At 55.6% G+C, this 25147-nt stretch carries 21 protein-coding genes and 1 pseudogene; 11 read left to right on the top strand and 11 right to left on the bottom strand.

Features of this window, described 5'->3' with window-relative positions; translation table 11 throughout:
- The first annotated feature begins 99 nt into the window (after positions 1-99).
- From ACWHYZ_RS08665 to ACWHYZ_RS08655, 3 genes are all read left to right on the top strand, one after another.
- A complete protein-coding gene (locus tag ACWHYZ_RS08665; RefSeq protein ID WP_447986876.1) occupies positions 100-930 on the top strand; it encodes a hypothetical protein in 831 nt (276 codons plus the stop codon).
- An 80-nt stretch (positions 931-1010) separates the two neighbouring features.
- Complete coding sequence (locus tag ACWHYZ_RS08660; RefSeq protein ID WP_447987543.1) at positions 1011-3665, top strand: CBS domain-containing protein; 2655 nt, start codon at positions 1011-1013, stop codon at positions 3663-3665.
- A gap of 177 nt (positions 3666-3842) precedes the next feature.
- Positions 3843-4613 carry a hypothetical protein gene (locus tag ACWHYZ_RS08655; protein WP_447986875.1) on the top strand — a complete coding sequence of 257 codons (771 nt, stop codon included), beginning with the start codon at positions 3843-3845 and terminating at the stop codon, positions 4611-4613.
- Positions 4614-4623: 10 nt separating this feature from the next.
- Here ACWHYZ_RS08655 and ACWHYZ_RS08650 read toward each other — a convergent pair whose 3' ends face one another.
- A complete protein-coding gene (locus ACWHYZ_RS08650) occupies positions 4624-6783 on the bottom strand; it encodes a CHASE2 domain-containing protein (protein WP_447986874.1) in 2160 nt (719 codons plus the stop codon).
- 140 nt (positions 6784-6923) lie between these two features.
- Complete coding sequence (locus ACWHYZ_RS08645; protein WP_447986873.1) at positions 6924-7919, bottom strand: FecR family protein; 996 nt, start codon at positions 7917-7919, stop codon at positions 6924-6926.
- Positions 7920-8261: 342 nt separating this feature from the next.
- On the opposite strand from ACWHYZ_RS08645, the gene gnd reads away from it, so the two are divergent.
- Together gnd and zwf are read left to right on the top strand one after the other, a co-directional pair.
- Positions 8262-9158, top strand: a complete 897-nt coding sequence (gene gnd / locus ACWHYZ_RS08640) for a phosphogluconate dehydrogenase (NAD(+)-dependent, decarboxylating) (RefSeq protein WP_447986872.1) — start codon at positions 8262-8264, stop codon at positions 9156-9158.
- A 23-nt stretch (positions 9159-9181) separates the two neighbouring features.
- On the top strand, positions 9182-10714 hold the full coding sequence (gene zwf, locus ACWHYZ_RS08635) for a glucose-6-phosphate dehydrogenase (protein WP_447986871.1): 1533 nt from the start codon (positions 9182-9184) through the stop codon (positions 10712-10714).
- A 19-nt stretch (positions 10715-10733) separates the two neighbouring features.
- On the opposite strand, the gene ACWHYZ_RS08630 is transcribed toward zwf, so the two are convergent.
- The 3 genes from ACWHYZ_RS08630 to ACWHYZ_RS08620 form a co-directional block, all read right to left on the bottom strand.
- The gene (locus tag ACWHYZ_RS08630; RefSeq protein WP_447986870.1) at positions 10734-11441 is read right to left on the bottom strand and encodes an OmpA family protein; all 708 of its coding nucleotides are present in this window, start codon (positions 11439-11441) and stop codon (positions 10734-10736) included.
- 116 nt (positions 11442-11557) lie between these two features.
- Positions 11558-11872, bottom strand: coding sequence for a thioredoxin family protein (locus tag ACWHYZ_RS08625; protein WP_447986869.1), 315 nt, complete (start codon positions 11870-11872; stop codon positions 11558-11560).
- An 18-nt stretch (positions 11873-11890) separates the two neighbouring features.
- A complete protein-coding gene (locus tag ACWHYZ_RS08620) occupies positions 11891-12523 on the bottom strand; it encodes an SGNH/GDSL hydrolase family protein (RefSeq protein ID WP_447986868.1) in 633 nt (210 codons plus the stop codon).
- Positions 12524-12799: 276 nt separating this feature from the next.
- Here ACWHYZ_RS08620 and ACWHYZ_RS08615 point away from each other — a divergent pair, with 276 nt between their 5' ends.
- Together ACWHYZ_RS08615 and ACWHYZ_RS08610 are read left to right on the top strand one after the other, a co-directional pair.
- Positions 12800-14476 carry a HEAT repeat domain-containing protein gene (locus ACWHYZ_RS08615; RefSeq protein WP_447986867.1) on the top strand — a complete coding sequence of 559 codons (1677 nt, stop codon included), beginning with the start codon at positions 12800-12802 and terminating at the stop codon, positions 14474-14476.
- Positions 14473-15999, top strand: a complete 1527-nt coding sequence (locus ACWHYZ_RS08610; protein WP_447986866.1) for an HD-GYP domain-containing protein — start codon at positions 14473-14475, stop codon at positions 15997-15999. Before ACWHYZ_RS08615 ends, ACWHYZ_RS08610 begins: the two co-directional genes overlap by 4 nt.
- A 221-nt stretch (positions 16000-16220) precedes the next feature.
- Here ACWHYZ_RS08610 and ACWHYZ_RS08605 read toward each other — a convergent pair whose 3' ends face one another.
- Positions 16221-16622, bottom strand: coding sequence for a hypothetical protein (locus ACWHYZ_RS08605; RefSeq protein WP_447986865.1), 402 nt, complete (start codon positions 16620-16622; stop codon positions 16221-16223).
- A 166-nt stretch (positions 16623-16788) separates the two neighbouring features.
- Between ACWHYZ_RS08605 and ACWHYZ_RS08600 the strand changes: the two genes are divergently transcribed.
- On the top strand, positions 16789-17358 hold the full coding sequence (locus ACWHYZ_RS08600; RefSeq protein ID WP_447986864.1) for an OmpH family outer membrane protein: 570 nt from the start codon (positions 16789-16791) through the stop codon (positions 17356-17358).
- A 23-nt stretch (positions 17359-17381) separates the two neighbouring features.
- Here ACWHYZ_RS08600 and ACWHYZ_RS08595 read toward each other — a convergent pair whose 3' ends face one another.
- The 3 genes from ACWHYZ_RS08595 to ACWHYZ_RS08585 form a co-directional block, all read right to left on the bottom strand.
- Positions 17382-18443, bottom strand: a complete 1062-nt coding sequence (locus tag ACWHYZ_RS08595; RefSeq protein ID WP_447986863.1) for a DUF362 domain-containing protein — start codon at positions 18441-18443, stop codon at positions 17382-17384.
- A 76-nt stretch (positions 18444-18519) separates the two neighbouring features.
- The gene (locus ACWHYZ_RS08590) at positions 18520-18891 is read right to left on the bottom strand and encodes a rhodanese-like domain-containing protein (protein ID WP_447986862.1); all 372 of its coding nucleotides are present in this window, start codon (positions 18889-18891) and stop codon (positions 18520-18522) included.
- A 14-nt stretch (positions 18892-18905) separates the two neighbouring features.
- Positions 18906-19940 carry a PA0069 family radical SAM protein gene (locus ACWHYZ_RS08585; protein ID WP_447986861.1) on the bottom strand — a complete coding sequence of 345 codons (1035 nt, stop codon included), beginning with the start codon at positions 19938-19940 and terminating at the stop codon, positions 18906-18908.
- Between the two features lie 191 nt (positions 19941-20131).
- On the opposite strand from ACWHYZ_RS08585, the gene serS reads away from it, so the two are divergent.
- The 3 genes from serS to ACWHYZ_RS08570 all read left to right on the top strand — a co-directional run bounded on the left by serS (position 20132) and on the right by ACWHYZ_RS08570 (position 23846).
- Positions 20132-21421, top strand: a complete 1290-nt coding sequence (gene serS, locus ACWHYZ_RS08580; protein WP_447986860.1) for a serine--tRNA ligase — start codon at positions 20132-20134, stop codon at positions 21419-21421.
- A gap of 839 nt (positions 21422-22260) precedes the next feature.
- Positions 22261-23163, top strand: a complete 903-nt coding sequence (locus tag ACWHYZ_RS08575; protein WP_447986859.1) for a DUF1259 domain-containing protein — start codon at positions 22261-22263, stop codon at positions 23161-23163.
- The gene (locus tag ACWHYZ_RS08570) at positions 23160-23846 is read left to right on the top strand and encodes a hypothetical protein (protein WP_447986858.1); all 687 of its coding nucleotides are present in this window, start codon (positions 23160-23162) and stop codon (positions 23844-23846) included. The genes ACWHYZ_RS08575 and ACWHYZ_RS08570 overlap by 4 nt, the downstream gene beginning before the upstream one ends.
- A gap of 15 nt (positions 23847-23861) precedes the next feature.
- Here the strand turns inward: ACWHYZ_RS08570 and ACWHYZ_RS08565 are convergent, their stop codons facing one another.
- Positions 23862-24836, bottom strand: a complete 975-nt coding sequence (locus ACWHYZ_RS08565) for a cation diffusion facilitator family transporter (RefSeq protein ID WP_447986857.1) — start codon at positions 24834-24836, stop codon at positions 23862-23864.
- A gap of 3 nt (positions 24837-24839) precedes the next feature.
- Positions 24840-24998, bottom strand: a pseudogene (locus ACWHYZ_RS08560) (efflux RND transporter permease subunit); the annotation flags it as partial.
- Between the last annotated feature and the right edge of the window lie 149 nt (positions 24999-25147).

Raw genomic sequence — 25147 nt, 5'->3', positions numbered from 1 at the left:
TGACGAAGAGGATGATTTGCACAGCCTGACACGCTCCTTGTCCCCCGCACTCCTTAACATGCCGATCCGGACCTTCCTGACCGGGCGCGACGGGCGCTCATGAATCTGATGGACCCGACGGAACCCATGGAACCCAATTCGTCATCTTCGCTGGACCCGACTTCGTCGCTCCCCACCAGAGAAGAACTCGAGGCCGAACTGCTGCCGGTACCCGAACCGCCCGAAGCGATTTTGCCGCCACAGCCGCCGGGCACCGATCGCATTATTGCTGAAGCCTTGACGTACATACGTGGCAAGCGGGGCGCGGATCTGGTGTCCATTATCCTGGTTGGTTCCGGCGCGCGCCGGAGTCTGACGCTACACAGCGATCTCAATTTCATCGCGCTGGTGAAGGGACAGGATGAAGGGGAAGAAATCGTCCGCGTGGCCGACCGGTTAATTGATGTCCGGTACCGTAGCCACAAGGCCGTCGAGCAGGAAATGCCGCATGCCTCCCGACTCCCCCCGCTGCTTCGCAAAGGGCGCGTCCTGTTCGATCATGACATGATCGGCGCCAAACTCGTCGAAAAGGCTGCGCAGCGCTTTCGGCAGGGTCCGAAACCGGCCAGCATGAATGAACGAATACGACTGAAGGCCGATTGTCTGCATCGACTCGGAAAGGCGCAGGACATGCTGCATCAGCCTGCCACCGCCCAGTATCTGCTGGGCGTGTTTCTCGATCACTTGCTGAACGCGTTTTTCCGCCTCAGGGGATTTTGGCTCACGGCGCCGGCGGACTTGCTTCGATTCACCATGACGCGCGATGCGGCCGTCGGGGAATTATTCGACCGCGCAATGACAGCGCCTACTCTCGCCGAACGCCTGGCCTTGGGTCAGGAATTGAGCCAGCTGATTTTTAAAGACATCCCCAATCCCGCTCGTGTTGATTAGCCGATCCCTTTTTCTTTCCATCGCGTCAGCCTGCTACAATCGAATAGAATCATGATCCCGACGACCGGCCCTTGTTCGCTATGGATGTCATTACGACTCATCTCAATGCCGACTTTGACGGATTGGCTTCAATGGTGGCGGGTCGCAAACTCTACCCTGGCGCCAGACTGGTCTTGCCCGCGGGTGCGCAAGAACCGGTCCGGAGCTTCCTCGCCCTCCATGATGTAGGCATCACCCGGCTCAAGGACCTCGATCTCACACAGGTCACCCGCTTGATTGTCATGGACGCTCATGAACCCGATCGTCTTGGACCATTGAAAACCTTATGGGACAATCGAAAGGTACTCGTCCATATCTACGATCATCATCCCCTGAGCGAGGGGCTAGCGCGAGCAGAATACACCCACACCGATTCGGTCGGTGCGACCGTCACGCTCCTGATCGAGCAGTTGAAGGCCAAAGGGCTGGCTCTCAGTCCATTCGAAGCGACGGTCCTGGCGACTGGACTGTATGAAGAAACGGGCTTCATGGCCTTTTCCTCGACTACCCCTCGCGACCTCGAGGCGGCCGCCTATGTGCTTCGCATGGGAGCGGACCTCACCGCAGTCACCGACACACTGAAACGCCCGCTCGATCCCGAACAAATCACGCTGCTCAACGATCTTCTTCACAACAGCGAGACCCTGTATGTGGATGGACGCAAAATCCTGCTGGCGACGAGCACCTATGATCGATATCGCGGTGACTATGCCGAGGTCGTTCATAAATTGGCTGACCTTGAGGGTCTTGATGCCGTCATCGCCGCCATTGCGTTGGACGACAAAGTGCAAGTGATCGGCCGGAGCCGCCGCGCTGACATCGATGTGGGACAGTTGGCACGCCGGTTCGGCGGCGGCGGGCATGCCGTCGCCTCCGCGGCCACGGTGAAAGGCAAAACGTTAATCGAAATACGAGAACAGCTCACGGAGTGGCTCACAGCACATGTGAAGCCGCATCTGCTTGCCGCTCATGTCATGACGGTGCCGGCAAAAGTAGTGACCGACACGTCAACCGCCGCTGAAGTCGAAACAGCCCTGACCAAGTATGGCGTGAACGCCATGCCGGTGATTGACGGCCGGCGGCGCTATCGCGGATTGATCACCCGTGAGACGATCCAAAAAGCGCTCTTCCACCATCTGCACGATACACCGGTCAAAGACCTAATGCAGACCGATGCCTACATCGCGTCGTCAGAGACGCCCTTTCGCGATGTCGAATCTCATATGCTCGAGCGGAACCAGCGATTTGTGCCAATTTTGAATCGGAGCAAAGTCATCGGCGTGATTACGCGGACCGATCTTCTTCGCGCCCTCCACCGCGACGTGCTCACGGCCGCACATGCGCGCTCAAGGGGCGATGAACCGCCTGTAAGTCGGCACACACGGAATGTCCGAAGCCGGCTTAAAGCCCTCGTCTCTGACGAATCATACAGACTCTTGACGTCCGCCGGCGAACTGGCTGAGCGTCGGAATGTTTCCGCCTATGTGGTCGGTGGTTTTGTGCGGGATCTGTTGTTGGGTCGACCGAATTTGGACCTCGACCTGGTGATTGAAGGCGACGCGATCGCCTATGCTCGCGCGCTGAGCCGTGAACTACACGGCGCCGTCGAGGCGCATAACCGGTTCGGAACGGCGGTGATCACATTGCCAGGCGGCCGCAAACTGGATATTGCGACCGCCAGAACCGAATACTACGAATACCCGACCGCTCTTCCGACCGTCGAACGGAGCTCGATTAAAAAAGATCTGTATCGCCGTGACTTCACGATCAATACGCTAGCCATTTCCCTCAACCCGCAACGATTCGGCGTCCTGCTGGATTTTTACGGTGGGCAGCGCGATCTGAAAGACGGCATCATCCGCGTCTTGCATAGCCTGAGTTTCGTGGAAGACCCGACACGCGTCTTTCGGGCCGTCCGATTTGAGCATCGTTTCGGGTATCGACTGGGAAAGGAAACGCTGAGCCTTATCAAGGGAGCGGTGAAGATGGATTTATTTCACCGCCTCTCAGGATCGCGGTTGTTGACCGAACTGGTCTTGCTGCTGTCGGAGGAAGAGCCTCGACATGCGATTGCGCGTCTCGGCCAACTCGATCTCCTTCGGTTTATACATCCCAAGCTGAGGCCGACGCCGCAAACCACCGCGATGCTCAAGCAGATTGAAGACGCGTTGAATTGGTACCGGCTGCTGTACCTGGATCGTCCTCTCGAAGCCTGGCTGGTGTACTTCATAGCGCTGATGGATGTCTTGCCCGCTGATGCGATGGAAGAGACACTCACACGTCTCACCGTCCCGGAACGTCATGCAACAAGGGTACGCATGGCCCGTGCTCAAGCGCCCGAACTCCTCCGCCGGCTGGAACGGCGTCCTGCGCCCAGGCCTTCGGAATCGTACCGAATGCTGAAAACACTGCCGGACGAAGCGCTGCTGTTCTTGCTTGCGAAAAGCGGATCAGAGACCGTGAAGCGCCAAGTCACGGCCTTTTTTACGACGTATCAGCAGGTCAAATCCACGATTACGGGGACCGATTTGCAAGCGCTTGGCGTGAAGCCGGGACCGATCTACACCACTATTCTCAGCCGGCTCTTAGACGGCCGGTTGAACGGGGATCTGACATCAGAGGCCGACGAGAGAACTCTGGTGATGCAGATGATCAAGGAGGCTCAACGAGCCCCCGTCCGCAAGCCAAGTAGGTAGTCATTTTACCTACGCGCTTTCCTCTCCATCCTGACAGCGCCTTCTCTTATGTCCTGCTACCCTTCCGGCGTGATGATGCTTGAAGCCGGACGGCCCGCTAGCTTCCAACGGACTTTCCTCCGCCTGACTTTAGGCGTATGTGCATCCTGCATTGCATTGACCTTGCCCGCATGCCTGATGGAATTGCGGCCGCAGCCGGTGGGGGAGATTACTCTCGTCAAAGGAAACGTCTTTCTGGCACGAGCTGAATTGACGCATCCTGAACCCGTGATTCAGTCCTATCCAATTTTCGCCGACGACGTGATCGAAACCCAGGCACAATCGGGCGCGCGCATCTCTTTACCCTACGGAAGGCTTATGCTGGGACCCAACACCCGGCTCACAGTTCAGCAGCCGGCCGACGATCGGCGTACGATCATCGGCTTGGAACGAGGCACGCTTCGGATGAACGTGATGACCTCAGATGACGAAGACCTATGGACCGTCGAAATTCGTGCGGCCGGGTCCAGCACGACAACGCATCATGGAGAAGTCACGCTCTGGGTTCAAGAAGACTTCGACGGACAAGAGGCAGCAGAACCGGGTAGTGCGATCATACGGTCGGTTGGCGTCATCAATCACGGAAGCCGGGGCGAAGCGACCTTCGGTGCGATGGGACGAAGCGTGGTCATTCCCCCAGGCAATCTGTCCGCCACGGCGCCCGACCATACGCCCGTCCCGGCCATCGCGATAGAAGTGGCCAAGCCGTTCGTCAGCGAGATCGTGGAAACAACGAATCTGGAGTCCAGCCCGGGCACGGCAACGGCGATGTACGCCCCATCGCCGCCTCCTGTGAAGCGACTGACCGAGACGATCGCACAACGCGCGTGTAAAAAGCAGAAGGAACAGACTCTGCGGGTCAAACCATCGATCGACCAGACGAAAGCACGCTTGACGCACTGCCTTTAAGACACGGCGCCTACTTCTCCAATATCTCCAAACTGCCGACGGATGGCGATTCACTCACCGTCGACGGTTCATGCCGTCCCAACGATTTCAAGCCGTACACCACCACGACGAGCTCTTTGCCCTTGACTTTCACGGCCCCCAGCCTGTGCAGCGCGACGTGTCCCAGGCATCCTCGATTATCAACGCGCTCTCCGTCGGCAATCAAACTTTTCAGGCGCGCGGCCGTATATTCCGTGAGCACAATTCCCGTGCTGAAATGGCGCGTCAGGCCTTCCACCCGCGCGGTCAAGTTCACGTAATCGCCGATCATCGTATAGTCCATTTTTTTGCCTTGCGCGCCGATGTTGCCCACCACGGCCACGCCCGTATTGATCCCGATCCCGTTTTCAAATGGCGTCCGGCCCTCGGCTCTCCACTTTGACTGTAATTCTTCCAGGCGCTTGCGCATGTGCAGCGCGCACTTCACCGCCAACTCGACATGATCGGGCTGTTCGACCGGCGCGTTCCAGAACACAACAATGGAATCGCCCACGAATTTATCCAGGGTTCCGTTCCAGCGAAAAATCACTTCCGTCATTGCTTCAAGATATTCATTCAATTGAGCCACCACCACTTCTGCCGCATGCTTTTCGCTGAAGCTCGTAAAGCCGACCACATCGGAAAAGAGCATTGTCAACTCCCGCCGATCCCCGCCGACAGTGGCCTTCCCCGGATCTTTAATCAACTCGTCGACGATCTGCGGGCTCACATAGCTCGAGAATAGAGCTCGCACCTCCTTCGCTTGGTTTTCTTCGATCATGAACCGCAGCACGGTGACGCAGATGAAAATGATCACGATGGTTAGAACCGGTGCGACCATATCGAGCCACAATCCATACGAGACAAAGACCATGTGCGCGGCCACCGCGTACACCAGCCCGAGACCTCCGGTGAGCAGGGCGGCAGGAATGGCTCGCATCTTCGGCAAGGCATAGCCCAATCCGAGCCCCAACCCGAGAATCATGGCGAGGTCCAGGGGCCTGGACCACCATGGTTTCTGCACGAAGGCTCCGCGAAGGATATTGTCAACGACGGTTGCATTTTTCTCGATTCCCGGGACATTGGCGGAAAATGGGGTCGCCTTCTGGTCGTAGGTTCCGAGCGCGGCCGTGCCGACGATCACGATCTTGTCGCGAAACGTCCCGGGGGGGACCCTCTGTTGAAGCACGTCCGTGGCAGAGACGTAGCGGAAGTGTCGTTCGGGGCCAAGATAATTGATCAGGATACGAGCTTTCTGGTCGGTGGGAATGAACCGATCGCCAAGCTGCACGCCCTCGCCCAGCATGAAGGCCATATGATCCCGGTGTATCTCGAGATAGGCGCGGACTATTTCCAATGGGAAGCAAGGGTAATACTCGTCCCCATACCGTATCACAAGGGCTTCATACCGCGTGATGCCGTCCTTTTCCGGAACACTGTAGACGTGTCCCAGGCCGACCGCCTCCTGCGCAAATGTCTTCAGGGGGCCATGTTGATTGATCGCGATGTATGGCTCCAAGGCTGACCCGCTCCTACTGTGCCTAATCAGCATGAATGCACTGCGTTGGAGATACTCCGGGACAGACACCGCCCCGGTGACTGGAGCCGGATGGCTGGGATTGTCTCGCCTGTCGGTTTCAGGCACGACGAACGGCAGCGCTAAGATTGTATTGCCGGCTGTTCTCAGACTTTCGGCAAATTGCCCGTCCGTGTCGACATGAGTCAGCGTCTGCTCTAACAATCCTCGAAGAGCCGGTGAGGCGGCGCCGGGCACCATCGCAGCACGATAGACATCGTCGAGGACACGTCGTGCATCGGCAGACTCGGGCTCGGCATAGATAATATCGAGACCGATGACTTTGGCGCCGCCGGCACTAATAGCTTGAACCAAGCGTGCCTGGGTGTCACGTGGCCATGGCCAGCGACCAACTTCATGCAAGCTCTGTTCGTCCACCGCGACGAGGACAATCTCGGCACCAGGCGGCCATGCCCCTCGCAAGATAAACCGACCATCCACGGATGCATTCTCTAGCCGGCGCAACACCTCCGGTTCGATCAACCCGAGCAACAGCATCACGGCCGTCGTGCCTGCGGCCACCCCGGCGCTGATTGTCTGAATAAGGCGTGTTTTACCAAGCCATACGTGAGACATGTGGTCTTATAAATGCCGAGGCGTAAACATGTTGAATGGGTCTGGCGAGGGAGACAGGATTAGGTAATTGACAGCATACATCAGGCGTCTGGTATGCGCCTCCTGCAATCATGCGAGGGAGCGCAAAAAGGCTCCAACTTCTATGGACTTCCTTGGCTTCGAGGAGTACCCGGGGTCGGAATCACGATGGGACTTGTGACGATCGGGGGACCTGCAGGCGGTGACACTCCGCCACCACCTGGAATGTTTCCACTCGCTCCAATTGCGGATAGGGTGCCTCCTTCGAGCAGTATCCCGCCGCCTCTTAGCGCGGCCGCCCCTGAAATAACCGCAGGAGGCGTCAGCGTACCGCCGCCGGGCAATGACGGTGGTGACGTCAACAGCCCTAACGCCCGGCCGGCACCAGCAGATGAAATTGATTCACCATGGGCCTCCACCCTCAGGAGTTCTCTTACATCTGTATCCAGAATCGTGCGCTGCAGGAAGACGAGCGTATTGATATCGGCTGGGCGCTTCGCGAACACGTTGCCTCCATTCGTACTAAACGGAATCGGCATGGCTGGACCGTCTTCCCTCTCCTCAGAGAATTCTCCTGATTCCAGAATAACTGTGACGCCGTGGCTCGTAAAGTCGACACGACCATGCTCGCCGATGTTCGCGACCCCCGTCCGCCCCGTGTCATCAAGCCACACGATAAAATACGTCCCTCGCGCGGCCGCCACTGCCGACGGCGTGTGGATTTCAAAGCGTGAGCCCGATTCGGCAAAGACCTTTCCCACCAGGGCTCGCAACTTGCCGGTAACCAGATTGATGATGACACTTCTGACGTTTTCATGGGGGTTAAACACGTATTCCGTGATTTCAATCCGACTGCGCTCTCCGACCGTCAGAATGCTGTCATCCCGGAACAGCGCTTTTGTTCTGGATGCTTTCTGAGTTTCGATGACGTCATGAAAGCGTACATCATCGCGAAACTTGGCTGGTGCGGCAGGCGCCCGGGGATGGGAGAGCGTCACCGATCCTTGCACGAATGTAATGACACCGATTTCTCCCGCCAGCGTGTCCTGGACCGTGACCGTAAGAAGTACGCCGATGATCCCGACTGCGAGCGTGACACCATGCTGTGTCGAAATCATCCGGCCTCTCTTGTCGGCAGCAGTGAAAACGTTGGTTATGAGCGGCGTAAGTGTATTTCAGCAGGACAGGTCCTGTCAAAACGGTTTCATAGTGAACTGCCGAGCGGGCACGCCCAAAGGGTTAGGAGTGAACTAAGTCGGATCCCACTGAGGAAATAGACATCAGTTACTCATCGAGTGAGCGCATCATAAGCAATGATGACAATGACAGATGGCGTTTGTCGATGTGCGACGTGGAAAGGCGGTATACCTGACAGTGCAGAACAATACGGCAATACCGCAACGGCACTATGCTACAATCCACTATTAGAGACCAGCTCACCTACTCTCGAAGAGGTCGTGATGGAGATCGGATTCGTCGGCTTAGGCAAAATGGGCATGAACATGGTGACACGGTTGCGCCAAGGCAGCCATCGAGTGGTGGTGTACGATCGAAACCCCGAACTTGTCCAGCGGGCCCAACAACAGCAGGGATGCATCGCGGCCATGTCGCTCGCCGATTTGGCCGCCAAGCTGACTCCGCCGCGAGCGGCTTGGATTATGGTCCCTTCTGGAAATCCGACAGAGGAAACCGTGTGGAACCTAGCCGAGCACCTTCAATCGGATGATATCGTGATTGACGGAGGCAACACACTCTTTCATGATGATGTGCGTCGTGCGACGACCTTGCGCCAAAAAGGCATTGAGTACATCGACGCAGGAACCAGCGGCGGTGTATGGGGACTAAAAGTCGGCTACTGCTTGATGGTTGGTGGCAACGAGCGTACCGTGAAACGCCTGGCGCCAATCTTCGAGACGCTGGCCCCCCCGTCCGGATGGGCGCATGTCGGCGCCCATGGATCCGGTCATTATGTGAAAATGGTTCACAATGGCATCGAATACAGCCTGATGCAGTCCTATGCGGAGGGCTTCGAACTCATGGCAAAGAGCGAGTATCAATTGAACCTTCCAAAGATCGCCGACCTGTGGATGCATGGCAGCGTCGTGCGGTCGTGGCTGCTTGAACTGGCAGCCGATGCCCTCGCTCAGGATCCTCGTTTAGAGAAGCTGAAGGGCTATGTCGAAGATTCCGGTGAGGGGCGATGGATGATCGCCGAAGCCATTGAGAAAGATGTCCCGGTCCCGGCGCTGACCAGCGCCTTATTCACACGGTTCCGTTCTCGACAATCGGAGTCATTTGCCGAAAAGATGCTGGCGGCATTGCGTAACGCGTTCGGCGGACACGCGGTCAAACGCTGAAAACCGAAGAGGAGAAGCGTTCCATGGTCCAAGTCAGCCGGCCTTCAGACCGCGGGCGACAAACTGCGATTGAGCCGTGTACCGTGGTGATTTTCGGTGCATCGGGCGACCTGACACGACGAAAACTCATTCCAGCCCTCTATAACTTGTTGCTCGACGGCATGCTGCCCTCTGGCTTTGCCGTTGTTGGGAACGGCCGTAAGGCGCTACGGCATGAAGACTTCCGCGCCGGTATGCGTGCAGGCGTGGGGACATATTCACGCCGGCCCGTGGACCCTTCAAAATGGTCTGCCTTCGAATCCCGGCTCTTCTATCATCGGGGCTCCATCTGGGAACCGGGGACCTATGAGGGGTTGAAGGTACTGTTAGCGCAGGTGGAAGCCGATCAACACCTGCCTGGCAACCGTATTTTTTATCTGGCCGTGCCTCCTGATGCATTTGCTCCCATCTGCCAAGGCTTGCAGCAGGCAGGATTGGCGTACCGGGCAGATCTCAACAAGCCCCTCTGTCGAATCATCGTGGAAAAGCCGATTGGGCACGACCTTGAGTCGGCAAGACAGATCAATGCCGCGCTTGCAGAAGTTTTCGATGAATCGCAGATCTTTCGGATCGATCATTATCTGGGCAAAGAGACTGTCCAGAATCTCATGGTCCTGCGTTTTGCCAACAGCATTTTCGAGCCGATCTGGAACAGCAAATACATCGACCATGTCCAAATTGCGGTCAGCGAAACGGAAGGAGTCGGCACCCGCGCCGCATATTATGACAAGATCGGCGCCCTAAGAGATATGATGCAAAACCATATCTTGCAATTGCTCTGCCTCGTGGCAATGGAGCCGCCCCACTCGCTTGATGCCGATGTCGTCCGCGATGCACGCATGAACGTGTTGCGGTGCCTCCGCCCTATTAATGGAGAAGATGTGAAGCGGATGACCGTCCGGGCACAGTACGGGCACGGCAAAATCGGCGGGGCGGAAGTGCCTGGATATCGCCAGGAGCCGGGAGTGAACCCGGATTCTACAACCGAGACCTATGTGGCGCTCAAGCTATTCGTGGAGAATTGGCGTTGGGCGGGTGTACCCTTCTACTTGAGAACCGGAAAGGCTATGCCAAAACGAGCAAGCGAAGTCGCGGTGCAGTTTAAAGATATCCCACAAATTCTGTTCAATGCCGATCCGACCGTTCCACAGGCCCCCAATGTCTTGGCACTGCGGATTCAGCCCAAGGAAGGGTTCTCGTTGAGAGTGATCTCGAAAGTGCCCGGCACAAAAGCCCAGACTCATCCCGTCGAGATGAATTTCAACTACGATGATGCCTTTTCGGGAGGCACCCCTGAAGCGTACGAACGGCTTTTGCTCGATGTCATGATCGGAGACGCCTCCCTCTTTATGCGTCGTGACGCCGTCGAAGCATCGTGGGCCTGGATCACGCTCATTTTGCACGGCTGGAAGGAAGAAAAGTTAAGACGCTTGCCTGAATACCCGGCGGGTAGTTGGGGACCCGCAGAAGCTGACCGCTTAATTCAGGCGGACGGCCGGGCTTGGCGCACCATGTAGTGTTGGTGTCACTTTTACGTTAGTGCCGAACGACCAGATGCCCTCGTCGATTTTGCTGGTAGCACGTTTCATCGTGGGCACGGCAAAACGGTCGTTCCTTCCCATAAGACACGACCATTAGCCGGCTCCCATCGAGATGTTGATCCCGCAGGAAATTCAGCACCGCACGTGCGCGCTTTTCTCCTAGGACAAGGTTGTAGTCATTCGACCCCCGCTCGTCGCAATGCCCTTCTATCGTGAGCTTATTCCTTGGATCTCGTTGCAGCCACTGAGCAGCGTAGAGCAATCGTTCACGGGCAGCGCTGGACACGGTGGAACTGTCGTAGCCAAAAAAGATGTCCTCCAACCCCGCGAGAGCCGCCAACCGTTCTCCCTGTTGCCGCTCCTGACCGCTCAACCCTTCGCCATACGCGCCTCCTCGGCTGGCGGAGGACATTGGAGGCGAGATAACGACGACATCATTTGGAATCCGTTCTTCGCTTAGGTTGCTGCCTAAGCTGAGTGGATCCGATGGCTGAAACCGAGAAAGAGAAGGCATCTCCTCTGCCGCTTTGCGTTGCCCGTGCTCCAACGGCACTTCGACTTCCACACCGTGTTCTCCACGTCCCGATTGCATGCCTTTTTCCACGGCATGACCATCGATCCAGCGCGCGCACCCTGATTCCAACAGCAGCATGAGACCGACACAGCATAGTATTCCAGCCCGCGCCCTTGCTTTGGCATTCATAGGCCCACCCCGATAGAAATGATTGATTGAAACATCAGTTCAAACCGTAACAAAAACTACTGAGGTGTCAAACAACAGTTTGGAGACAAAGACAGGCAGAAGTGTCCCGGGGGCGGCTACAGAGGCGGGAGTTGTTTCCGAAGCTCTTCTTTTTTTCCTAGCCCGCCGATGAAACGCTCAAATTGTCCATTTATGTACAGAGCAAGGGCCGGAAGGGATGAAACCTCAAGTTCTGCCGGTATTTGGTAATTTTCTTGGACATTCATTTTTAAAATCAGGAGGCGTTCACCGCATTCCGCATCAAGCTTCTCCAGCTCGTGCATGAGCGCCCGACAGCTTCCACATCCGGGCTGCCAGAATTCCACCAGCACTGGGACGCCTGCACATTCAACGGTACGGTCAAAATTGTGATCGTGAATGTCCTGAATCATGAGACGGCCATGAGTCCTTTAGTTTTGTCCGGGAACGCCCGATTGAAAGACCTGCTCATAGAGAAGATCCGCCATTTTCCGATATCCCTCCGTGGTAAGATGCAATCCATCGTTAGAGTACGGGCCGGCGAGCAGTAACGTATTTGCCTCCGCCGTCGCGGCAAACAGATCGACACAGGCGATCTCATTCTTGGCGCAATACTCGGCAATCAATTTATTCAACTGCTGCCGCTGCGTCACAAGCTCCTTCAGCCACTGCCCGGCGGCAGGATCTACCTCCATTCTGATCGAGGGGATGGTGACAGCCACCGGCTGTATTCCTGCGCCAAGGGCCTGTTCATACATGCATATGAGGTTGCTAAAAATCTCGGCCGGTGTGACATGCCATCCAAGATCGTTGGTGCCGCCCAGAATCACGACATAGTGAGGGCGGTGAACCAGAACGTCTTGCCGGAACCGTAACACCATATCGCGGGTCAGCTCCCCGCACATCCCGGAAGTCATCACGATCGCCTGTGAGCCTAACCGCGCTTGGAGAAACGAGCCGTATGGGGTTTCCCGAATGTAGGGAACCTTGTGGGTCGGAGATTGGTAACCAGCCGTAAGGCTATCTCCAAAGCAAACAATGGATGTCGAACTTGAGTTCCGCATCAAGTCACCGTAGATTTCTAATGAGCTAGTGGCGTGTATAAAATTGACAAAGTGTGCCAGACCAAGGACACTTTTCACTGTAGCAAAGTCTGGTCCAGGCATGGATTGCTATGGCTCATTAAGCCGCCCAGGTATTGTTCATGACCAACACAATGCGCCTGCAGCGTTTTCGATGACTCCTTACAGTGCTTCAAACTCATGACAGAGATCAACCCTACACCCTTAGCGTTCCCCTCAAACTCCCTTGGCGGAGTTGCAGCGTCTGAGCTTCATGCCGTGAAACATCTCCTAGCATTGCTGGACAAGACCTTTAAAACGACGCGAACGTATGGTCCCAATAATCCCGTTGCGCAAAAATTCTTTCAACAATTTTATGAATATCTGACCATTCAATTAGCGGCACATGATGTGTTGCAGTTCCTGGCACAGCGCTCGGAACTCCTCTATAAAGGTGTGCCCGTCTATCAATCAACCTCCTCGAGCGAAAATCTCGCCCTCAAATTACACGCAGATGGAATCCGCGAACTGTCTTTTCATAAGGGGTTGAGCCAGGAAGACCTCGCCTACTTCCTCGAAGCACTCTGGGGTACATACGACTCCGATACTTCAGATGACGATATCGTCACGCGCTTGTGGGAGAAGAACTTATCCACGATTTCCTTTGTGACGGCCGAAGAAATTGTGAAATCATCAGACGTCATGACCGTGCTGACCCCACAAGAGTCAGGCACATTCAATAGTCCTCCTTCAGAGCTTCGTCATATTGCCCGCACTGAGTCCGCACGCCCCCAAGAAGGGCCACCTCGCTCTGCCGGAAGCCAAGGGGCAGGAGGACAGGCCGTCTATGAGATTTCTCCGGAGGAGCAGAAACTACTGCGCCAAGAAATCGACTCCGAGTCGGCCAGAGACAATACGACCTATCTCCTCGACATGTTAACGGCCATCCTGGCCAGTGAAACGTCGGACACTTTGCTCAATAGACTGTTGGAACTTTTTGGCGACATCCTCGCAACCCTCATACGGGACGGCAACTGGAAATTGCTCAATACGTTTGTCAGTCTCCTGCATGAGGCACAAGAATTGTGCCCGAATCTCTCCAATCAACATAAAGCCAAGCTGGCAGACCTCTTCACTTCACTCGGACACCCGCGCAATATCACCGCGATGGAAACGGCGTTGAATGCGTCTTCGAGCACGAGCATCGATGATGTTCAAGCGCTGCTTCTGATGCTGAATCCCAGTACCGCTCAACCGCTGTGCACACTGATGGCGAACTTGAAGCACAAGTCACATCGCATGATGGTCTGCGATGTGCTGACCACCCACGCGAAACAGAATCCCCTTCTCTTAATACGGGGTCTGGCGGATTCACGATGGTACGTGGTACGCAACCTGATTTATATCATTGGCAAACTGGGACACGAGCAGTTCGTCAAACATTTGGAACCGATCCATTCTCATGAAGACGTCCGAGTCCGCAAAGAAATCCTGCGGACGCTGAGAATCATTCGGCCTTCAGGAAACGCAGATCCCTTCATCCCGTTTGTCAACGATGCCGAGGGATCCATACGCCAACTAGCGCTCAAAGTGCTCCTGAACGATACCTACACTGCGACATTCAACGCCTGGATGCCGGTCGTAGACCACAAGTCGTTCCATGACCGATCGGTGCCCGAGAAAAAAGCCATCTTCCGGGCGATGCGCCAGACTGCCGGTGAAGAGAATATTCCATACTGGAATCGCTTAGTCACGCAATCTTCCTGGACGAATCGAAAAAAGCGCCAAGAAGTCGGTGTCCTCGCCGCTGAAGCACTCGGCGCCCTGGGAACATCGGCAGCCATCGTCGTGTTGAAGGCGGGCCAACGCCGCTTGAACCGAGCTATCCGGAAAGCCTGTACCGAGGCATTGGCGTCAGCTATGAAACGAGCCACCATAGGAAACCAACCTTCATGAGTGATGTAAAGCTCGCCCTCGAATCGACCCCTTCGGCAGACCAACCGTTCCTTACCCATGAAAAATCCTTGTCTGCCAAAGTCGCCATGGGATCCGAAGCACGAGATATTCTGGATCAACAGATTCTCTGGCTCGGCGCTCAGTGTGTCAGCCAACTGTATTCGTTACTCAGAACCGCGCGTATCCATGATCGCGGCAATGCTGCCCTGAACCAGCCCGTCAATGCCATTTTAGCCATTGTGAAGACCCTGGCCCATGACGGCGCAGTCACACTCCGGTTCCAAAACGATTTCTTTTTCCTCGGTGACATGCATTTAAAAATGAACGCCCAGCAAATCTCCGTTTTCACCGGATTAATGGATATCTTTGCCGCCTGGAAGATCGGCGCGATCTCATTCTCCCCCGCCACGCAGGCCAACGATCTGCGGGAACTCGCGTATCTGCTCGCCACGCTCGATCCAAACGCCATCACTATTCAAGATTTCGTACTGCAGTTGAACGAGCGGGGCGTCCAGAATATTACATTGCAAGAGGCGAAAACGGCCGGCCCAAAACGGACGGACCGCCACTCAGCGACACGGTCCCTGGCAAAAAGCGGATATGCCCAAGCGGCAGGGGCCGTTCAAAACCTATCCAACAGCTTGCGCGACGGCCGGGCCCCCAACTTCAAGCAGGCAAAACGCGCCATCGAAAACCTTGTCGATCTCATGAAATATGATGAATCGATTCTTCTCGGTCTCACAACCCTCCGCTGTCACGATGAATATACGCACAACCACTCCGTCAATGTCTGCGTCCTCTCATTGGCGTTAGCCAACCGTGCCGGTTATTCGAAAGTCGACCTAGCCGACCTAGGACTGGCGGCGCTCTTCCATGATTCGGGAAAATCCTCTATTCCCCTGGACGTGCTGAATAAACCCTCGGAGCTCACGGAGGACGACTGGCGCATGATGCGAAGCCATCCCACAGAAGGCGTCGTTAATTTAATTCGCTTACGCGGCATTACCAATCTGCCTGGACGAATGGCGGCGGCATCCTTTGAGCATCATATGAATTTCGATTTTTCAGGGTACCCCAAGTTGACCGTGCCATGGTCGCAGTCTCTGACGGGACGGATTCTCACGATTGCCGATTGTTACGATGCCATGACCTCCGCACGGGTGTATCGACGTGAACCGATCCCTCCGGAAAAGGTCTTGAAAATTATGTTTGCGAAGAGCGGCCAGTCTTTCGATTCGACTCTGTTGAAATTGTTTGTCAATTGTGTCGGTATCATTCCAATCGGCAGTCTCGTGTTACTGAATACGAATGAGCTGGCCGTCGTGCTTCAGCCCAATCCCGACAAGACCGCTGCTAACCAACCGATCGTGAAAGTGATCAGCGATACGCAAGGGAATCCTCTTGAAGAAGGAGCCGAATTAGATCTCGCTGAAACGGACGGATCCGGTCAATACCTGCGATGGGTTGTCAGGCTCGTCGACAATACGGAATATCGCTTCGACACCGGCCGTTATTTCGTCTAGTTCCAGAGGGTTCATAGCTCGCCACATTGTCCTGTGCACACACCTCACGTGCATTCCTCAGAAACACGTCGGGGCAGTTGAGACCGAAGCCCGGGTTCTTCCATGTAGGGCAACTCAGACGTCCTCCGGGTCCGATGACGAGTCCAAACGAGAAAGCCTTCGCCGGGCAACGAGGATCGGCTGCCGCAGCAGGCGTTCACGAATTCATGCCAGCACGTCGGCTATCGTTTCCATTCCGAGGGAAGCCAGTCCATTTCGGCCTGCCGGCCGCAATAAAAGCAAGAAAGACGATAGCGGGCTTTTCGGCGAGGATTCGGAAGAGACGTAAAGATGACGGGGGTCTCATCAAACGGACAGATCGCCTGCTGGTGCATCAAATGCTCATTCGCCATGGCCAGCAATGAGGCGTCATCCCAGGGTGGGCTTAATGACTCCGACCCGCTGAGCCGCCGATACCATTGACATCGGGAACAGGTGGCCTCAAACGTGCGGATGCGATCCCGGAGTCGGGATTGGTCGATCACCTCGACAGGGCCTGGACACCCAGCGTTCCCACACAGGAGCGATTCGTGCTGTAGTGCTTTCACGAACCGGAGATGATCGCTTCGCGTGTCATCCGTCATCGCGCTCCTCCTGGTCAAAAGCCTGCCGTGTCAGCCGGCAGGGATATTCTACGCTCCCACTTTCATACGAACAACTCAGATGAGGATTGCTTGACAGCCATACGGTCTACGGCCTATCCTCCCCACGCTTCAGGAGCATGAATTCCACGATGCGAAAGGAGAGGTTATGCAAGTGAGACAAGAGAGGACCACTGCTTCACGAAAGGGAATGATATTGACCCTCTTGGCGGCAGTCGTCCTCACGGTGACACCGTCCTTATCAGGCGCGGCGGACTCTTTTAAAATGGGTGTGGTCGATCCTCAAACCGTCCTGGAAAAATCGAAGGCCGGCAAGCGGGCGCTGGATACCTTGAAAGAGTACGCCGCCACGCGCCAGAAGCTATTGGCCGGTGATGAAGAAGAGCTGAAGAATCTCGAGAAGCAATTGAAGGAACAAGATGCCTCTCTGAATGAACAGCAGAAGCGCGACAAGCAGAACCAGTTCCGCACGAAACTGCAGGACTATCAGCGGCGCGCCCAAGAGTTCAATCAGGAATTGGGTGCAAAACAAAAAGAATTAGTCGACGAGTACATGAAAAAGATCGGCACGGCCACGAAATCAGTGGCGGAAAAGGGTGGCTTCACACTCGTCGTCGATAAGGGCAGCGAAAGCACCCTCAAAATCGTCTTGTACCATCGGGACACCCTCGATCTGACCGATCAGGTCATCAAAGAATTCGATCGCCAGAATAAATAGGCGGCAAATGTGCGCCACCGCCTTTAGAGCATCATGACGTCCCGGCGAACCAACTCGGCTCGCCGGGCAAATTCAGCATCCTCCGGTTCAAGCGACTTGACCAGTAGTTCCATCTCACTTGGTCCCTTCACGCCAAGACCGAGTTCGCCGGCCCTTTTGATTTGCCGCTGAGCCCAAATCGGCGTGCCCTGTACTTTGGGCCACGCCCCGTACGATCGGATCAGTGCCACGGCGACCGCATCCAATGCGACCCGATCCCCGCTTAACAATAAGACATCCGCTTGAACAGGCGTCCCGCTGGTTGGACCTCCCGCAATCATCATCGTCGTCGCATCGGCAATCGTCAGATGAGGATGAACGGCAAGGTTTAGGTCCGCAATCTGCTCATGCCACTGCCCTGACAAAAATCGAATAGATGGCCGATAGCGCGGATGAACAATGCCCACCAGATTCTTTAAGCCGCACGAATAATGGGCAAACTGATGCGTTTTCACGACCGGAAGATTGACGAGTATGTCGGCATCGTAGACCGGCTTTGAGATCAGATAGCTCGGAGACGCGACTGCCAAGGACGGTTCCACCCGGACCCATGCTTGCTCTTCTAATGCCAGCACGCCGGCTCCGGCCGATTCCGCAGCGTGTCGCACACCGGTCTCTGCTAAGTTCTCGGAGGTCGGAAATCTAATCATGCCCGAACTATCTCCGACGGTCACGACTCCTCCCGCCTCCCTGATTAATTGCACCACGGCCGAGACGAGCCTTGAACTGGTCGTACTCGGCGGGGGGCGGTTATTCAAGACATTGGGCTTGATGAACACATGCTTCCCGGCGACCGCAAGAGACGTGAGTCCACCAAGCAAAGCCACCCCCTCGCTCAACATGACCGCCGGGTCGCGTCCATGTATCATGGCCACCAGTGCCTTACCATCCCGATGAAACGGGTTGGGAGGGAGCGGCTTGGGAGGAACCAGCAAAGCCTCAGGTTCGAACAATAGATTCCACAAGAGCGCACGAGGCGCAAAAGCCAGTGCGGACAGAAACGCCACACCGAATGTCAAACGGCTGAAGAGTTCCCGGCGGGTCATGGAAACATCAGGCGCAACGCAACACTGGACATAGAAAACTTACTGCCGCCCATTGCATGAATTGTTGCATTGGCCTTCACTGCAGATCCATCGGATAGCCGCCGTCCCGCCAGGCTTTGATGCCGCCGATCATCGATGTGACATTGGAATATCCCATCTGCCGAAGACTGTCGGCCGCAAGAGCCGATCGGTAGCCGCCACCACAATACAGCACAATGTCGGCCCGCTTGTTCGGAACGATCGTCTCAATATCGCGCTCTAAAACACCTCGTCCAAGATGTCTCGCACCGCGAGCATGACCCTTTTCATATTCATTGTCCTCTCGCACGTCGAGGAATTCGAACACTTCTCCGCGATCGAGCTTGCTTTTGACCTGCTCAATCGTGCACTCCTTGACCTGTCGCCGGGCCTCTTCTACGAGTTTCAAGAACCCTGGGTTGTGCTTCATCCTGCCTCTCCTCCTTACTCAAATAACATAGTTTGTACGGGCAGCGGGGGCAACGACTCGGGCCGACGGAACGTGGATGAGGCCGCAGTCTCGTCATGAGAATCCGGAAACCCCGCTTTCCGCCGACCCACCTCGAACAGCTGCTGAATGAGCTCCCAGTGGGATCCTTGTCCTTCGTACCGCTTGAAGAATTGACCTTCCGAGAGACGACCGCCCCGAACTTCACGCGTGCGATTCGTGATCTTGCCGATGCGGTCAGGAAAGGCGACGGCCATACGCTCTAGAAAGACGGATTGCACATTTCCGGAGAGCCGAAGCAACACGTACACGGCGTCCACCGCCCCGGCCGTCCTGGCCCGCATCAGCAAGTCTGGAATATCGTCCTCATTCAGGCCGGGAATGACGGGCGCAATAGAAATGCCGGTAGGAATGCCGGCATCAGCCAGTGTTTTCATCGCTGCAAATCGCTTCTCGGGGGACGGCACGTGCGGTTCGACCTTACGGGCCATCCCGGCATCTGAAAAGGGAATGCTGAAAAAGACACGGACCGACGCCTGCCGATGAAGCGCCACCAGAAGATCGATATCTTTGATCACGAGCACCGACTTCGTGATGATCCGGACAGGATTACAAAACTCCGCACAGACCTCAAGGCACGCCCGCGTCAGACCATAGGTCGCTTCCAACGGTTGATAACAATCCGTATTCCCGGAAAAGAGAATGACTTCCCCTTTCCAGGATGGTTTCAAAAAGGCCTTTCGAAGCAAATCAGCCGCATTCGGCTTGACGATAAGTTTCGATTCAAAATCAGTTCCGGCACCGAAGCCCCAATATTCATGGGACGACCGCGCATAGCAGTAGGCGCAAGCGTGAAAACAGCCACGGTAGGGATTCACGCTCCACCGAAACGGCAGATCGGGACTTTCATTGCGACTCAGAATCTCGCGTGTCGCATCCTCGAACACGTCCACTCTGGTCTGGGCCGCGGGCTCGAGCAGTTCGCGATGCCGTGACTCAAATGGATTCGGGGGATTGGAAATCGCTTGCATGCGCGTATGGTCCAATTCCTCTCCGACATTGTCAAGTCAGGTTGAAATACCGCCTCTCGCACCATCCCTGCGCCGTTCCGTCAAGTGGTGAGTGGCTACGACATCGCTGATTGCAATGCTCGACATGATTGACTCGGTCAAGGTCAGGTGCTAGATTCCCGCCCATCTATCCACCTGTGGCCATAGGGACTATGCACGACCTGCGATATTTACGAGACAATCTGGATGCGGTTCGAAACCGACTCGGTCCTCGCGGTGCGGATGTTCCCTGGGATGAACTGAATAAGCTGCTGCAAGAACGACGCGGCCTCACGGCACAGGTCGATGAACTTCGACATCAGTTAAAAACCGGCTCCGCCGAAGTTGCCCGACTGAAGCGTGAAAAGCAGCCGGCCGAAGAGGCGATGGCCACGATGAAAGCCGTCGGCGACCGTATCAGCGATATGGACGCACAGGTCCGAACACTCGAGGAGCGCCTGGTCGAATTAGCGTTACGCATTCCCAACATTCCGCATGAGTCCGTTCCTGTCGGCGCTGATTCGGAAGATAATAAGGAAGTGCGTCGATGGGGAGACGCTCCAACGATGTCCTTTGTCCCCAAACCTCATTGGGAACTGGGAGAGTCGCTTGGCATCTTGGACTTCGAGCGGGCCACAAAAATTGCCGGCGCTCGATTTGTCGTCATGATGGGCATCGGTGCGCGACTCGAACGCGCGCTGATCAATTACATGCTCGATATGCATACAGTGCGACATGGATATCGCGAAGTGCTTCCACCGTCTCTGGTGAATCGAGCCGCCATGACGGGTACGGGACAGCTTCCAAAATTTGAGGAAGATCTCTTCCGCCTTCGCGACGATGATTATTTTCTCATCCCCACAGCCGAAGTGCCGATTACGAATTTGCACCGCGAAGAGATCATCCGGGACGAGCAGCTTCCCATCCGCTATACGGCCCACACGCCGTGCTTCCGACGCGAAGCCGGCTCATACGGAAAAGACACGCGCGGACTGATCCGACTCCATCAATTCAACAAGGTGGAACTGGTGACGTTCGTACGACCTGACGAGTCATATGCTGAATTGGAAACTCTTACGGGAGCAGCCGAGGCCGTCTTGCAAGGGCTGGAACTCCCCTATCGTGTGACGGCGCTCTGCACCGGAGATTTGGGGTTCTCCGCAGCGAAGACGTACGATTTGGAGGTGTGGCTGCCGGGGCAGCAGCATTTCCGTGAAATTTCATCATGCAGCAATTTTGAAAGTTTTCAGGCGCGACGCGCCAACATACGCTACAGACGTGCCGGAGGGAAGGCGGATCACAAAACCGACTTCGTCCACACACTAAACGGCTCTGGACTCGCGGTCGGACGTACCGTAGTCGCGATCTTGGAGAACTACCAGCAGGCAGATGGGTCCGTGCGAATACCTAATGCGTTGAAACCATACCTTGGCGGCATGGAATACATCACGAAGGCATCATAAGCCATCAAAACGACCGATTGCCGTTTCCGAAGAGTACTTCCAACCGGTTTGAGATCCCGGACCGACCACGCAGCGCTGCGCACGGGCAGAGTAAGATCTGCGACGGCACGCAAGCCTTGTTTGGCATGTCTTGCATTGAACACCACTCGATAATCCGCCGCAAAAAGGGGACAGCGTCAAATATTCAAGCGTTCGTGTATGTTCCCGAATATGTCTCTTTTGATGCAAATACCAGTTTCACGTAGAAAGGGTCCGTGGTAATGATAGACCGAATGTCGGGAAACGTAATCGTCTGGGTATTGTATTACCCGCTACCGTATAGGCCAGCGGAGAACTCCCGGACGATGGAGCAGTGGTAATGACTGACGTCAATGGCGAATTGGTTACGGAAAAGAACTGAATGGTTTCGGTAAATCCGTTCGGATCGTTCACGTGGTGCAATCCAGAATGGCACTCCCAAGAAGGGGTTGCTAAAGGTTATTGGTTTATGAGAAGGATGAGCCTAGGGAGGGGTGACGGAGCGGCCGAACGTGCCGGTCTTGAAAACCCGAATTTAACCTAAATAATGATTTCGCATGGCGCCCAACCCCACAAGCAATATATCTAAACCATTGATAATACGCCACCTCGTTATATATAAACGGTCCCTATGGGCGTCCGTAGAACCACTGGAAGTATGAGTGTTAGTATGAGTCGATTTCCAGATATCTGATTTTTGACTATTGAACTGACTAGGGTCACTAATGCCTGACCCGTTATCCCTCAGTCCCTCCTACCCTGCTGCACTGAACAAACAACGATTTGCATAGCAGCCTAACCTGTGAACCAGGAGAACCGTTATGGCATATCTCATGACGTTTCGAAGATTGGTGGTGGCTTTCGTACTACTAATCGGGATCGATAGGGTGCACGCCGACTCCGGTCTCAACACCAGCGCCATTGACGCCGCGATGGGCACCGCTGGGCAAGCGCAAGGAGACCTTTACAAGATTTCACTGCCACGCACAGATCTGTCTGTTTTTGTCGACGACGTCAGATTGAAGCCAAGATTTGCCCTCGGCAGCTGGATCGCATTCAAGGCGCGTGGTGACGCCGCCGTCGCCCACGGCGATCTCGTCTTGGTGGGGGATGAAGTCGGGCCAGTAATACGGAGGCTCGAACAGGATGACATCACCGTGACGGCGCTTCACAATCACCTTATTCGCGAAAGTCCCAAAGTCATGTACCTGCATTTTTGGGCGGAAGGTGATGCGGAACAAGTGGCCATCAATTTACGGCGGGCCCTTACCCTAACGAAGACGCCCATCGGGAAACCGAACAGAGCAGAAAACAGCGAGGTGAAGAATGAAGAAGACCTCCCGGCGCACCGGATTCAGGAAGTGCTCGGGGAGAAAGGCACGGTCAAGGACGGCGTGTTATCAATTGCGGTTCCGCGCAAGGAGACGATCACAATGCACAACCTGGAACTGCCCCCAAGTATGGGGATGGCCACGGCTATCAACCTTCAAGGTGGCGGACCCGGTAAGGTGGCCGCGACAGGAGATTTTGTTTTGGCGGCTCCGGAAGTGAGTCGCGTGACGTCGGCATTAACTCGGCATGGCATTCAAGTTACCGCGCTTCACAATCACCTGGTCCATTCCTCTCCAGACCTGTACTTTATGCACTTTTGGGCACATGATGCTCCCGATCGTATCGCACGGGGACTGAGGGCTGGGCTTGACGCCATGAACGGAACACCATGATCACGCTTCAATCGCCGCAGCCCATTTCTTTGGCTCAGATGATCCTCGCGTTAGGGCTCCTGTTCGCTGGCGTTCCCTGCGCCGCCGCCGGCAGTGACACCTCTAAAGGCTGGAACTTTGACACGGTCTCACCGGGCACGTTGCCCGACGGATTCAAGCTCGGCCGACTTTACGATGGGCGTCCAGCCGGTGATTGGCAGGTGATTGAAACGACTGATGCGGTCAGTGCTCCGCATGTCCTCGCGCAACTCTCGGATAAAGGCGCTGAACACGCCTATAAGATGTTCCTGATCGACGGCACCGAATCTTCCAACGTCGACTTGTCGGTCAGTTTTCGCGCCGTCGGTGGGAAAGGAGACATGGGCGGGGGCCTCATATGGCGAGCCGTGGATGATCGCAATTACTACCTCACCCGTGCGAACCCCCTTGAACAAAACATCCGCTTGTATCGAGTCGACAAAGGCGTTCGGAAGATGATCGCGAATCAGGATCAGATCATTGACGTCAGAAAGTGGCATCGCCTTCGAGTGCTCATGCACGGCTGCCACATTCAAGTCTTTTACGATGACGCACACGTCTTTGATCAGTGCGACCAGTCGCTGACCGTCGGCAAGATCGGTCTCTGGACAAAATCGGATGCGGTCAGCTATTTCGATGATCTTCAGCTGGTGATACAGAAGTAAGGTCGACCATCAAGCTTAATGGGAATGGGTCGGGAATTCGCCGTGGGTATGCGCGGGGATCCGGTGATGGTGCTCTCCTGATGCCGTCAACGGGTCAACATGCACCACAACATTGGACAAGTATCGTAGCTGATGTAACAACTGATGCTGCACCTCCGCGGCAATGTTATGGCCTGCTTCGACCGACAGCGACGGATCCACTCCGATATTGACCTCTGCCAAGAGACGATGGCCAAGCCATCGAATCCTGACTTCGGTTACATCCTGCACGCCGAGGACGTGATGAATCCCATGGATGACTTCGCCAGTGACCTCTGGATCCACGCCGTCGAGCATGCGCATCACGATCGAGGCACCCGACTCCCATCCGATCTTCAGGATCACCGCGGCTATCAGTAAGCCGACCAGGGGATCGGCAACGGGGATGCCTAGCCCGACCCCAAGGGTCGCGGCTAGGACTGACAAGCTGGACAAGGCATCGGTCCTCGCATGATGTCCATCGGCAATGAGAGCCGCACTGCCCATCTCATGACCTACTTTGAGGCGGTACCGGGCCACCGCTTCATTGCCGAGAAAGCCAATCACTGAGGCGACTCCGACAGCCCACAAATGCTGAACGGTTGCTGGATCCCACAGATGCCTCATCGATTCATAGGCCACCACAATCCCGCTTCCGACAATCATGAGGACGATGAGGAGGCCGGCGAAATCCTCCGCCCGACCATAGCCATACGTAAACCGACTTGTTGGTGATTGGCGTGCGAGGATAAAGGCTAGCCACAAAGGCAGCCCAGAGGCGGCGTCTGCCATATTATGAAGCGTGTCAGCGAGCAACGCCACGCTGCCGGACAGGAGCACGACCGCAGCCTGAATCAGGGCGGTTACGACTAAGGCGACCGCAGACCACTTGATGGCCGCAATGCCCTGCTCGGTGGTGAGAAGCGCCGGATCGATCGTTCCGTGAGTATGGTCGTGGACATGATCACGCATCGTTCATGATTCCTTCGGCACCATGGTGGTTCCGGGCATCGTGACGTCTAGCGCATCACGGGACGTGGATCGCGACCGAGCGTACAGGGCCGGCAATACGAACAAGGTGAGCAGCGTCGACGAGATTAGCCCTCCTATGACTACAGTGGCCAGGGGAAGGGGGTACCGTGCCGCCGCGCTATTACGTGGCCTGGGGCGGACAATTTGAGTATCTCGAAGGTAGCACAGGCCATGTTGAAAATGTAGCCTCGCATATGTATGCATAATGTAAGTGTTTGCACTAGATCCGTTTACAAATGGAACCGTTTTCC

The sequence above is a fragment of the Nitrospira sp. Nam74 genome, assembly GCF_965152615.1.
This window is presented reverse-complemented; position numbering and strand designations above follow the sequence as displayed.